The organism is Nocardia sp. NBC_00511, from assembly GCF_045161165.1.
Lineage (GTDB): Bacteria > Actinomycetota > Actinomycetes > Mycobacteriales > Mycobacteriaceae > Nocardia.
The window spans coordinates 136,456-149,026 of sequence record NZ_CP107849.1; the positions used below are offsets into that span (position 1 = coordinate 136,456).

Here is a 12,571-nt window from a genome sequence, read left to right on the forward strand (position 1 = left end):
GGCGGGGCACGATCACCCCATCACATCGCCCCGCCGCATCCGTTCGATCGCGGCATCGGACCCGAGTTCGTGTCGCAATTCCGGATGCTGCCAGTAGAAGCGGAGTGTGTAGTAGAGCAGGCCGCCGTTCACCGGGTAGGCAGTCGGTTGCACCGAGATCACATCCAGGAAGGTGTGCTGGCGGAACCACCGAAACCGCCACAGCACAGTGATATCCGATGCGGTGTTCGGCTCGATCAGGACCATGGGAATTCGTCGGCGTGATCGACCCTGCGTCGGATCTGCTTCGGTGGGCACGATCGCGGCGATCGCCGACCACGGCACATACTGATCCAGCGAGCCATTGTTCTGGTGAATCCCGTTCTCGGACATCACCAGTCGGCGTGGAACTCGGCTCACTGCCGCCATGAGCATGCCCATGGCCAGGCAGGTGAGTGCGACGACGATCAGGAACAGGCTGGTCACCACTCGGATCGGGTGTACCGAGTCGTTCGGATGGTCCGTCATCCGCACGATGGCGAGGGCGACCATGAATACCGCGCCGCCGAGAAATGCGGTCGGTAGTGCGATGCCGAGCAGCCGACTCATCGGAATGGCCACCGCCGCAGTGCCGTCGGAGCCGGACTCCATCGAGACAGTGCCCGAGGTGAGTGGCCTGCGCGGTCGCAGCCGTTCGACGAGGACAATCGCAGCGGCACCCGCGAAGACCAGCCCGCCCACATCGAGCACGAATCGCAGCAACTGCCCGGCGGCAAGTGCCACAATCATCGCGATCGCGAAATAGACCGCCGCGCAGGCGAACATGGTTGCCGCCACGGTGGGGAACCGCGGTCTGGCGCGCCCGAATTCATCTGGCCACGGGACCGAATCAGGGCCGGTGCTGTTATCCGAGTGATTTCCTGGTGTCGTCATCTGAATGGTTTCTCCGCCTATCTGCCTAGTGATCCGCCGTGTAGAACACAGAGCCAGAACCGAACATCCGCATTGCGGCGATCGGCCACGATGGCGGCTTGCCGAATTCGTCCGGCCACGGAACTCGGCTGTGTTTCAGCCCACTACATCCCCACGCCGCATCCGCTCGATCGCCCCGTCGGACCCAAGCTCGTGCCGCAATTCCGGGTGCTGCCAGTAGAAGCGGAGCGTGTAGTAGAGCAATCCGCCGTCGACCGGGTAGGTGACAGGCTGGATGGAGATCGCATCGAGGAAGGTGCGTTGCCGGAACCACCGGAACCGCCACAGAATCGCGATGTCCGATGGGATGGTCGGGTGCAGCAGCACCATCGGGATACGTCGTTTCGAGCGGGTACCGGTGGGGTCAGCTCGGACCGGTTCCACCTCGGCGATCGCGGCCCACGGGAGGTACTGGTCCAGCGCGCCGTTGTTCTGATGAACGCCCTGCTCGGACAAAACGAGTCGACGTGGGACACGCAGTACCGCCGCCAGTAGTGCCGCGACTGCGATCGCGGCGATCGCAGCGGCCAACAATGGCACGGCCAGCAGTAGGCGCGCGGCCTGCGCGGAACCGCTCGAGTGGGAGGCGATTCGGGTGATTGCCATCATCAGCAGGAAAACACCACCGAACAGGCTCAGGAGCGAGCCCAGAACGAAAGACGAGCGCGATGCGGGCACGGCAACCGAGGTCCCGCCGTTCTCATTGTGTTCGAGCAGGATTCGACCTGCGGAGGTGGGCCGGTGTGGGCGTAGGCGGAGGGCACCCAGCACCACGAACAACGCCGAAACCAGCAATCCCGATAGTCCGAACAGAGCCCGGCCACCGTCTCCGGCGGACAGTCCACCGACAGTGATCGCTGCGTAGTACACCGAGGCTGCACCGAACATGAGGATTGCGGCGATCGGCCACCGAGGCGACCTGCCGAATTCAGTGGGCCAAGGAACGTGCATGCGTACCTACCTCGAAGTGTCAGTTGTCGAATGGTTTTTCTGCCGCCCAGCCGCCCAGAGAGCCGCCGAACCAACCGCCTGCCGCCGCACCCAGCACGGTGAAGACTGGGACAGTGACCTCTGCGAAGGGGCCGCCGATCAGCCCGACCTGGGCGCCGAGCGCCGCACCCGCCCATGCGCCGCCGATATCGCCGGCTGTGGTGCCCACCGCATTCGCGATCGCGGCCGGTGCGGGCTTCCCGTGTTCCCAGTCCTGCCAATTGACATAGGCCGCGAGTCCGGCGCTGGCGACGGGTCCACCGAATTTGCTGATCTTTCCTAGTGTTTCGGCCCTTGCCGCCAGGTTTGCCGCATCATCGGCGGTGCTGACAGCGGTGACCGCACTGCGCCCGGCGGCGGGGTCGCCGGCTTCCAATTGAGTGACCATGTTCGTCAGGGCGTCATCGGACGTCCGGGAGAGTATCTGAGCCCGCTGCGCCATGGATTGGCTCGAGAGGTCGATCTGCTTTCCAGCCGCGTCGGCGACGATACCGGTCGTGATAGCGCCGGGATGCTCTCTGAATGTGCCGGTTGTCGAGTCCCAGAACTCACCGAACTGCTTGCCCGTCCAGGATTTCACTGAATCCCACGCCACCAGGCTCGGCTGTCCCGGCGCCGGGGCAGGAGATCCGAGCACGGATCCATCGCTGAATCTGGTGACTACCTTGCCGTCGGGTTGTGTGGTGGTCATAGCCGATTTGCCGTCGGCGTACTGGGTGTAGATGGATCCGTCCGGTTCCTGAGTGGACCGTGTGCCTCGCGAGTCGGCCATGGCAATCAGCTGTTGTTTGCCGTCGGGGCCGATGGCGAAGGTTTGGGTGTTGGTGGAGCCGTCCGGGCGAGTGAGGACATTGGTGACGGATTTGCCGTCCGCGCCAGGGATTTCGGTGAGGGTGGCACCGTTTCCCAAAGGGCTGGAAAGGGTTTCGGGGCCCAGTGTTCCGTCGGTGGAGACCGGGCGGGTGCTGATGCGGCCGTCGCCCTTCGGCGTCGAGACGGTGCGGGAGGTGTTGCCGTCCGGGGCGGTGGTGACGGTGTCGATGGTGCCGGTGCCGTCGTTGCGTGGGGTGGAGACCGAGGTGGTTTCGGGGCCGCCGGGGCCGGTGTGGGTTTTGGTGGTGATTACACCGTCTGGGCCCACGGTGGATTGGGCGGTGGTGATGGTGCCGTCGGGGTTGGGGGTGAGGGTGAGGCGGCTGCCGTCGGGGCCTTCGGTGGAGACGGGGATGCCGTCGTGGAGTTTCACTGCGGCGAGGGCGGGGTTGAAGGCGTCCTGGGGTGGTTGTTGGAGGCCGCCGGTGAGGAGGCCGATCAAGGTGTTGTCGACCTTGGTGACGGGTGCCAGTTTTTCGATGTCGGCGATGGCGGTGGTGATCTCGGCGGCCCAGGTGTCGTCGCTGGTGCCCAAAGATTCGGCCAGCGCCTGTAGTCGGATGGTGTCGTTTTTCGCGGTGTCGGCGCGGGCCTTGTCGTTCTTGGTGTCGTGGACGGTGAAGTCCTGGTCGACGGTGTAGCTGTCGGCTTCGAGGGCCTTCACGCTCGATTGCAGGTCCGAAATGATCGGCTGCATGGCCGAATACGCTTGGGAGCAGGCGTCGGCCAGGGTGAAATACGCCGTGGCGACGGCCTTGATCTGGGTGTATTCGTGGTCGGCGCGGCCGAGGGCGGCGGTGGCCGCGCCGCCGGACCAGTCGAGGTTGTGGATGGTGCGCTGCACCGTGTCGGCGGCGTTGTCGATGGTGATCACGATGCCGTTCGCGGCGGACGCGACCTCGGCCAGCGACAGCGGGTTCCAGGCCAGCACCTGGTCTTTGCTCGGCGTGCCCACGAGGTCAGACCTGTCCGTCGTTCAGCTCGCCGATCGCCCACAGCTTGGTGGCCGCATCGGTGTCGGTGTCGTGGTAGGTCTTGGCCGAGGTGGACAGGGCCTGCGAGAACTGCTGAAAACGCCCGTTGAGCACCTGTTTGGCGACCGAGCTGGCGGCGTCCGCCTTGCCCAGTGCGGCGGCGATGGCCGAACCCTTCATGCCGTCGACGCCGCGGCTCGCGCCCAGCGGCGGCGTGGCCTTGGCGTCGTTCATGCCGTCCTGCAGTTTTCCGATGGTGTTCGCCGCGTCGGTCAGCGAGGCGGGCGTCACTTTCAGGCCCATGAGTTCCCCTCCCGGATATTCGCGGCAACCGTACCATTGCTGCGACGTTGCTAACCGGATGTGGAAGGCGTCTGATCAGCGGCTTTCGATGATGACCCGGCCTTCGGAGTTGGGTGTGATGGCTGGCAGCAGCTGTTCCGCCTCCGCCCGAACCGCCTTCTCATCGGCACGCGACAAAGGATGCCAGGGAGTGACTCGAATGTCCTCCCCATCGAGATCCCAACGGCCGTGCACGAATCCGTCGACCAGATACATGGGCACGCCACCGGAGGCGATCTTCGCGATGCGGGCCCGATCCTCGTCGCTGATCGCGCGACGGCGGTCCTTGTGCGCCAGTAGGGCATTGTCGAACGCGGGCAGGAACCGCACCGGAACCGGCAGGTCAGGGTCGGCGATGGGAGCATCGGGGACATCGAAGAGTTCGCGCCCGGAGTCGTCCCGATACGTGCGGAGGTCGGGGCGGAGGCGCTCGACGACCGGGGCCAGGCGGGTGGTTCCCGACCAGGCTTGGATATCGGCGACGGTGGCCGGACCGAAGGCCGCGAGGTACCGCAGGACCATGGTTTCGGCCTGCGGGCCGGGGGACAGGGGCGCGGCGAGCCAGTCCTCGGCCAGCGAGACCGCGACGGAACGGCCGCGCCAGGCACCCCACGCACCGGCCGCCGAGTCGTGGACCAGCGGATGCAGATGGCCCAGAGCGTGAACCAACTTGGCGGTGTCGCGATGCGGGAAACGATCGGCGAGTGCGCGGCCCAATTCGCGGCGGGGCAGGGTGCGGCCGCTGAGGAGTTCCTTTCCGGCGGTGGCCAATTCGGCGGCGTCGAGGCCCGCCAGATCGTCGCGGAACCAGGCCGTGTTGAAGGCCGCGGCACTGTCGGGACGCACGGTGGGGTAGAGCCAGCGGTAATCGTCGGCGTGCGCGAGGTGGACGGTGCGGCGGATCATGGTGGCGCGCACCACGCTTCGCTGCTCGATCAGCTCACTCAACTGCTCGTTGCGGAAGTCGGTGAGCCGCGTCCACAGCCCGATGTACGGCCAGTTGGCGTCCTGCCCCTGAACCGCGATCAGCTGCCGGATCAGGTCGGCGGCAGGCATCGAGACCCGTTCGGTCAACCGCTGACGCAGCAGCAGGGTGCGGTTTAGAGTTCGCAACGACAGTTCTCGCATGTTTCCCAGTATGCGAGGCAACTAGGACCATTCGTGTCCTACTTGGAGGGGCTGTGCGACGGCAGGTGCGGGCGGGCGAATTCCGGCACATCTACGACCCGAGCGAGCCCGGTCGGCGCTGGTACATCAACGATCACACCGTGATCCGCGGGCCGGACGCGCGGTGGCATCTGTTCGGCATCACCCACCCGGAACCGGCGGACCCGTTCGACGAGACCGAGTTCGCGCACGCGTCCGCCGCGGATCTGCACGGGCCGTGGACCAAACACCCGCCGGTGCTGTCGGTGGCTCCGGGCTACGGTGAAACCCACCTGTGGGCTCCGTTCGTCGTGCACGACGCGGGCACCTACTTCATGTTCTACGACGGCGGCGGAATCGACCGCACCGCAACGGGAATGGGCCTGGCCGCCTCCCCGGACCTGGTCACCTGGACCCGCCACCCACGAACCCCGGTCTTCCGTGACGGCTACGACGCCCGTGACCCCATGGTGCTGCGCGTCGGCGACCGGTGGGTCATGTACTACTGCGCGAATTCCACTCCGCGCGGCGGTAACCACGTGGTCGCCTACCGCACCAGCATCGACCTGCTGCACTGGAGCGATCGCCGCGTCGCCTACGCCGACCCGACCACCGGCACCGGCGCGGGCAATACCGAATCCCCGTTCGTGCTGCGTCACGGCGACGCCTGGTATCTGCTGATCGGCCCGCGCCCCGACTACGTCGGCACCGAAATCTTCCGCAGCCGGAACCCTTTTCACTTCGAACCGACCGACCGGATCGCTTGGCTCCCGGCCCACGCCGCCGAGGTGATCACCGCCGGTGACACCCACTGGATCACCCACTGCGGCTGGGGGCAGGGCGGAGTAGCGCTGGCCCCCTTGATCTTCGCCGACTGAGCGAATGTGCCGATTTCGGGCGTGGCGATCGTTCTGAACTGGGATTCTGAACGGGAGTCGAGAGTCCACCCAGTGCGGGGAGGCAGGCAAGTATGGCCCGAATCGGCGTGATCAGCTTTTCCGACGGCCGCGATTATGTGCACGGCGGCATCGTCGGTTTCATTCGGACGGTGGAGGATCGGCTCGTCGCCGAGCTGACCGCGGCCGGGCACACCGTGATTCGCGGTGTAGAACCGGTCGGCGGCAACGAGCAGGCGGTCGAGGTGTCCCGCAAGGTGCAGGCCGCGGGCGTCGACCTCACCGTGCTGCACTACGCGGTGTGGGCGTTCCCGCACTTCACCATGCTGGCGGCGGGCGCGCTGAACGGCCCGCTGCTGTTGCTGTCCAATATCGACCCGGTGCAGCCGGGCATGGTCGGGATGCTGGCCGCCGGTGGCGCATTGGATCAGATCGGCCGCGAACACGCCCGACTGTGGGGTGACCCGGCCGATCCGGAACTGATCGCCGCCATCGGGGTGCGGGCCCGCGCGGCCGCGGCGGTGGCGAGTCTGCGCGGCAAGACCTTCGGCCGCATCGGTGGCCGCCCGATGGGCATGAACACCGCCGTCGCCAATACCGATCAGTGGCAACGCCTCTTCGGTATCGACGTCGAGGAGATCGACCAGTGGGAGATCGTGCGCCGCGCCGAACTCGCCGACGCCGGTGAGGCGCGCGCCGCCCGGGAATGGCTGGAGCGCACCACGGCCGGAGTGCACTACGACGACCGCAAACTCACCCCGGAAATCCTGGAACGCCAGATCCGCTCGTACCTGGCCATGCGGGACCTGATCGCCGAATGGCACCTGGATTTCTCCGGCATCAAGGGCCAGCCGGAGCTCACCCAGTATTTCGCCACCATGGACATCACCGAGGCGTTCCTCAACGACCCCTACGACTGGAACGGCCCGAAGCAGCCGCACGTCTGCGCCACCGAGGCGGATATGGACGGCGCGCTCACCATGCAGCTGTTCCAGCAGATCGCCGGTACGCCGGTGCTTTTCGCCGACGTCCGCCACTATCACGCCGACCGCGATATCTGGGATCTGTGCAACTCCGGCCAGCACGCCACCTGGTACGCGGCCCGCAGCGACGATCCGGCCGAGAACCTGTCCCGCGTGCACCTGTACCCCGAGGTGTTCTTCTTCCCCGCGGGCGGCGCGTCCGTCCACCACCTGGCCGCGCCCGGAGAGATGACCTTCGGCCGCTTCACCCGCCGAAACGGTTCCTACCGAATGCAATTGATGCTCGGCGAGTTCGAATCCTACGACGACGTCACCAACGAAGCGCTGATGAAACAGTCCACCTGGGAGTGGCCGCACGCCTTCGCCCGCCTGGACGCCGACGCCGGTGACTTCCTGTCGCGCTTCGGAGCCAACCACATTCACGCCGTCCCGGGCGATCACCGCGACACCGTCCGCACCGCGTGCGAACTACTCGACATCACGGTCGACGAATTCACCAGGGCGCGTTGACATGTACCTGGGAATCGATATCGGAACCTCCACCTCCAAAGGCGTCCTGGTCCGGCCGGACGGCAAGGCCATCGTGAGAGCCGAGAAACCACACGGTGTTTCGACCCCGCGCCCCGGCTGGGTGGAACACGACGCGGAAACGATCTGGTGGGCCGACTTCGTGGCTCTCACCCGCGAACTGGTGCGCTGCGCCGACGGCGAGCCGATCGAGGCTCTGGCCGTGAGCGGCATCGGCCCGTGCCTGCTGCCCGCCGACGTCGACGGCCGCCCGCTGCGCCCGGCCATCCTCTACGGTGTCGATACCCGCGCCGGCGTCGAAATCGCCGAACTGGAAGCCGAATTGGGCCCGCTGACCGTGCTGGAGCGCTGCGGTTCACCGCTCACCAGCCAGGCGGTCGGCCCGAAGCTACGCTGGCTGATCCGCCACGAACCGCAGGTGTGGAAGGCCACCCGCATGCTGCTGATGGCCAGCTCCTTTCTGGTGCACCGCCTCACCGGCCGCTACGTGCTCGACCACCAGTCCGCCAGCCAGTGCGTGCCCATGTACGACCTGATGGCCCGCGACTGGGCCATCGACTGGGCCGAATCCGTGGCTCCCGGCCTGCGACTACCCGAATTGGCCTGGCCCACAGAGGTTGTCGGCCGCATCACCCCCGAGGCGGCCGCCGCGACCGGCCTCCCGGTGGGCCTGCCGGTCACCACCGGCACCATCGACGCCTGGGCGGAGGCCGCCGGGGTCGGCGTCCGCGAGCCCGGCGACATCATGCTGATGTACGGCACCACCATGTTCCTCACCCAGATCCTGACCCTCCCGCGCCCACACCCCGGCCTGTGGACCACCTGCGGAACCTGGCCCGGCACATACACTTCCGCCGCCGGCATGGCCACCTCCGGCGCGGTCACCGACTGGCTGCGGGTCCTCACCGGCGGCGAGTTCGGCGAACTCCTCGAGGAGGCCGCCGGGGTCCCGCCCGGCAGCCGCGGCCTCCTGGTGCTGCCCTACTTCGCAGGTGAACGCACGCCCCTGTTCGACCCCGACGCCCGCGGCATCATCGCCGGACTCACCCTCAGCCATCAGCGCCCCGAGATCTACCGCGCGATACTCGAGGGCATCGGCTACGGCGTCCGCCACAACCTCGAGGTCATGTCGGACGCGGGCGCGCACGCCAAACGCCTGGTCGCCGTCGGCGGCGGCACCAAGGGCGGCCTGTGGACCCGCATCGTCTCCGACATCACCGGCCTCCCACAGCAACTCCCGACCGACACCATCGGCGCATCCCTCGGCAACGCCTACCTCGCCGCCGAATCCCAGGGCCGCGACACCTCATCCTGGAACCCGGTCATCGCCACCGTCGAGCCCGACCCGGCTCGCACCCGCCACTACGACTCCTTCTACCGCCACTACCGCACCCTCTACGAGAACACCCGCGCCACAGCCCATTTCCTGGCGCGGGAACAGCACCGCGCCGCCCCGTGACCGAGGTGCCCACGAATTCTCATAGGGCGCACGAGGTCCCACACCGCTAATGTCCGGCGCATGAGTAGGTATCACCGGATCGCGGGTCAGGATCTCGGGCGACTCGGGGCGCTCAGCGACGGAATCTTCGCTGTCGCCATGACTTTGCTGGTGCTGGACCTACGAGTCCCCGCCGAGGAGACGTGGCGCGCACGAGCCCTGTGGTCACCGGGCGCGGTCTCCGACGAACAACCGGTCTGGCAGGCCCTCACCCACGTCGGCCCCCAATTCCTCATCTGCCTGCTCGGCTTCCTCACCCTGGGCATGTTCTGGATCGGCCAGCAGACCCAACTGAACCTGCTCGAACGCGCCGACCGCTCCCTCACCTGGATCCACATCATGTTCCTGTTCGGCATCTGCCTGGTGCCGTTCGCCACCTCCCTGCTCGCGGCCTTCCCCCAATCCCGCCTGGCCGTCCTCGTCTACTGGATCGACCTGCTCTACCTCGGCCTGGTCCAACTCGCGGGCCTGCGCTACGCCCGCCGAGCCGACCTGCTGGCCGAGAGCACCCCATCCGAGGACGTCACGGCCGTCCGCCGCCGCATCGGCATCTTCCAGCTGCTCTACCTGGTGAGCGTCGCCGTGTCCCCGATCAGCACCTACCTGAGTATCGGCCTGCTCATCGCCTTACAGGTGTATTCGGCTGTCTCCCCGCGCATCGGCGGACTCGACCGGCTCTGATCGGTAACCTCCGGTTTCCATACTGGACGCCCGTTTTACAGACAGTGTGTCTCCGGGATGGTATGACTTGCCGGTGGCATGGACTTTGCGGCTCAGCGAGGACGAAGAAGCTGCGCTGAGCGCGCAGGCGGCGGTCGAGGGACGCTCCAAACAGGAGCTGGTTCGCGACGCCGTTCGCACCTACATCACTCGGCACAAGACCTGGGACGACTACCTCTCGGACGACTCCGTCGTCTACGGCTGAATCGGGCGTCAGGGGTAGTAGGCATCCCTGATGTCGGCGTAGCGCTGGCGGATCGCCGCCCCGATTCCGACGGCGACCGAATGGAATTCGCTCGCGCCCGGCGTGGGCCACTTGGGTGGGCGAGGGCCGCCGCGCAGGGCCCAGGCCGCTTGGCGAGCGGCGCCGAGGGCCACGTATTCGCTCGGCTCCGGGACGGTGACGGTGCAGCCGAAGATGGTGGCCGCGGCGTGCGCGATCATGCGGGAGCGGGATGCGCCGCCGATCAACAGGATTCGGCGCGGGACCGTCGGCAGGCGGTCGAAGGCGTCGGCGATATTGCAGAGCATGCCCTCGATGGCGGCGCGGGCCAGGTGGTGTGGGCGCATGGTGTGCGGGCGCAGGCCATGCAGGCTGCCGGTGGCGTGGGGGAGGTTCGGGGTGCGTTCGCCTGCCAGGTAGGGGAGCAGAGTCAGACCGTCGGCACCGGCGGGGGATTGGGCCGCAAGGACTTCCAGGCCGGACATGTCGGTTCCCAGGAGGACGGCGGTGGCGTCCAGGACTCGGGCCGCGTTGAGGGTGCAGACCAGGGGCAGGAACGCTCCGGTGGCATCGGCGAATCCGTTGACCGCCCCCGAGGGATCGGCGCTCGGTTCGGTGGCGCGGGTGAACACCGTGCCGCTGGTACCCAGCGAGATCACCACATCCCCGTCTTCGATGCCCAGACCCAGTGCGGCAGCGGCATTGTCGCCGGTGCCCGCGGCCACCAGCCGCCCGCCAGGGGTGTGCCCGGCGATCTCGGCGGGGGCCAGCACGCGCGGCAGTCCGGGATTTCGTCCGCGAAACGCCATCGACAGCAGATCGGTGCGATACGCCCCGGCCGCCGGTGACCAGTACCCGGTCCCTGAGGCGTCCCCGCGATCCGTGGTGGGTTCGGTGCGCGGATCCCCACCCCGCAACTGCCAGGTGAGGTAATCGTGCGGCAGTAGCACTCGCACTGTGCGGTCGGCCAATTCGGGTTCGTGATCGGCGAACCAGCGCAGCTTCGCCACGGTGTGCGCGGCCAGCGGCACACTACCCACCGCGTCCGCCCAAGCTTGCGGACCGCCCAGTTCGGTCACCAGTTGCGTGGCCGCCTCCGCGGACCGTGTGTCGTTCCACAGCAGCGCGTCCCGCACCGGATTCCCGGCCACATCCAGCACGACGAGCCCGTGCTGCTGCCCGGCCACCGCGATGGCCTCCACATCGCGCATCATCCGATCGCAGGCCGCGCGTAGCGCGTCCCACCACATCCCGGGTGGCACCTCGGTGCCGTCGTGATGGGGAATCTGCCGCTGCCGCAACACCACTCCGGTGTCGGCATCACACACCACGATCTTGCAGGATTGGGTGGACGAATCCACACCGGCTACGACCGTCATTGGTCCTGCCCGTCTATCGTGCCGCACGTCCGGGATGCAGCTGAATTTTGCGACCGGTGCCCGCGCGGAAAGTCGCCAGGGCATCGCCGAATTCGTCGAGCGAGAAGTCGTGGGTGATGACGGTGTCGGCGTCGATCACGCCCTCGCCCATGAGATCCACCGCGCGCCCGAAACTGTGCAGCACGGCCATGGATCCGATGATGGTGATCTCGTCGTTGTAGATGCGGAAGGGTGAGATGCTCGCCCGCGCCGCCGCGGGCGCGACGCCGAACTGCTGATAGGTCCCGCCGCGGCGCACCCGCGCTAGACCGTCCTCGATGGCGGCGATCGTTCCGCTGCAATCGATCACGATCTCCCAGCCCTGCGGCCGGTCCAGATCGTCGGCGGAGATGGTGGCCCCGTCCGCGCCGAGGGTGCGCGCGATCGCCAGCCGGTCGGCATTGGTGTCCACCATCGACACCGACGCCGCGCCCGCCGCGATCGCCAACTGCAGCATGAGCAACCCCATGGTGCCCGCGCCGTAGATCAGATAGTGCGACCCGAGTTGCCGTGGCAGCACGTCGAATCCGTGCACCGCGCACGACAGCGGCTCCACCAGCGCCCCGTGCGCGGGCGACAGGTGCCCGGGCAGCCGATAGCAGTTGGCGGCGGGCACCTTCACGTATTCGGCCATCGCGCCGTCCACGGTGTCGCCGATCGCGCCCCAGTTCTCGCACAGGTTGCCGCGGCCGATCGCGCAGTAGTGACAGCGTCCGCAGAACAGTGACGGATCCACCGCCACCCGGTCGCCGACGCGCACTCCGGCGGTGTCGGCACCGAGTGCCACTACCTCCCCGGCGAATTCGTGTCCGGGCACGATCGGATAGGGCGTGGGCGGGAATTCACCCTCGACGATATGGATATCCGTACCGCATATCCCGACGGCGTCCACCCGGATCACCGCTTCGCCGGCACCCGGTACCGGGTCCGGCACGGTTTCCACCGAGAACTGTCCAGGCTTCTCGACGACCAAGGCGCGCATAGCAATACCATGCACCCGGGCGGCGCGTGCTCGGCGCGTTTTACGCA

Annotated in this window: 12 protein-coding genes; 5 read left to right on the forward strand and 7 right to left on the reverse strand. The window is 67.3% G+C overall.

Annotated features, from left to right (window positions below; all coding sequences use genetic code 11):
* Window positions 1-12 precede the first annotated feature (12 nt).
* The 5 genes from OG300_RS00680 to OG300_RS00700 all read right to left on the reverse strand — a co-directional run bounded on the left by OG300_RS00680 (window position 13) and on the right by OG300_RS00700 (window position 5,258).
* The gene (locus OG300_RS00680) at window positions 13-816 is read right to left on the reverse strand and encodes a hypothetical protein (RefSeq protein WP_405491016.1); all 804 of its coding nucleotides are present in this window, start codon (window positions 814-816) and stop codon (window positions 13-15) included.
* Between the two features lie 231 nt (window positions 817-1,047).
* Window positions 1,048-1,821, reverse strand: coding sequence for a hypothetical protein (locus OG300_RS00685; protein WP_405491018.1), 774 nt, complete (start codon window positions 1,819-1,821; stop codon window positions 1,048-1,050).
* Between the two features lie 100 nt (window positions 1,822-1,921).
* A complete protein-coding gene (locus tag OG300_RS00690; RefSeq protein WP_405491020.1) occupies window positions 1,922-3,769 on the reverse strand; it encodes a hypothetical protein in 1,848 nt (615 codons plus the stop codon).
* Window positions 3,770-3,773: 4 nt separating this feature from the next.
* Complete coding sequence (locus OG300_RS00695) at window positions 3,774-4,091, reverse strand: type VII secretion target (RefSeq protein WP_405491021.1); 318 nt, start codon at window positions 4,089-4,091, stop codon at window positions 3,774-3,776.
* Window positions 4,092-4,166: 75 nt separating this feature from the next.
* Window positions 4,167-5,258: a winged helix DNA-binding domain-containing protein gene (locus OG300_RS00700; protein WP_405491023.1), complete on the reverse strand. Its 1,092-nt coding sequence runs from the start codon at window positions 5,256-5,258 to the stop codon at window positions 4,167-4,169.
* A 53-nt stretch (window positions 5,259-5,311) separates the two neighbouring features.
* On the opposite strand from OG300_RS00700, the gene OG300_RS00705 reads away from it, so the two are divergent.
* From OG300_RS00705 to OG300_RS00725, 5 genes are all read left to right on the forward strand, one after another.
* A complete protein-coding gene (locus OG300_RS00705; protein ID WP_405491025.1) occupies window positions 5,312-6,154 on the forward strand; it encodes a glycosyl hydrolase family 32 in 843 nt (280 codons plus the stop codon).
* A 92-nt stretch (window positions 6,155-6,246) separates the two neighbouring features.
* The gene (locus OG300_RS00710) at window positions 6,247-7,665 is read left to right on the forward strand and encodes an L-fucose/L-arabinose isomerase family protein (RefSeq protein ID WP_405491027.1); all 1,419 of its coding nucleotides are present in this window, start codon (window positions 6,247-6,249) and stop codon (window positions 7,663-7,665) included.
* A 1-nt stretch (window position 7,666) separates the two neighbouring features.
* Entirely contained in the window at window positions 7,667-9,142 is a 1,476-nt protein-coding gene (locus tag OG300_RS00715) for an FGGY-family carbohydrate kinase (RefSeq protein ID WP_405491029.1), read from the forward strand.
* A gap of 60 nt (window positions 9,143-9,202) precedes the next feature.
* Window positions 9,203-9,862: a TMEM175 family protein gene (locus tag OG300_RS00720; protein WP_405491031.1), complete on the forward strand. Its 660-nt coding sequence runs from the start codon at window positions 9,203-9,205 to the stop codon at window positions 9,860-9,862.
* Between the two features lie 73 nt (window positions 9,863-9,935).
* On the forward strand, window positions 9,936-10,106 hold the full coding sequence (locus tag OG300_RS00725) for a ribbon-helix-helix protein, CopG family (protein WP_405491033.1): 171 nt from the start codon (window positions 9,936-9,938) through the stop codon (window positions 10,104-10,106).
* Between the two features lie 8 nt (window positions 10,107-10,114).
* On the opposite strand, the gene xylB is transcribed toward OG300_RS00725, so the two are convergent.
* Together xylB and OG300_RS00735 are read right to left on the reverse strand one after the other, a co-directional pair.
* Complete coding sequence (gene xylB, locus OG300_RS00730; RefSeq protein ID WP_405491035.1) at window positions 10,115-11,503, reverse strand: xylulokinase; 1,389 nt, start codon at window positions 11,501-11,503, stop codon at window positions 10,115-10,117.
* 13 nt (window positions 11,504-11,516) lie between these two features.
* Entirely contained in the window at window positions 11,517-12,524 is a 1,008-nt protein-coding gene (locus OG300_RS00735) for a zinc-dependent alcohol dehydrogenase family protein (protein ID WP_405491037.1), read from the reverse strand.
* Window positions 12,525-12,571 lie beyond the last annotated feature (47 nt).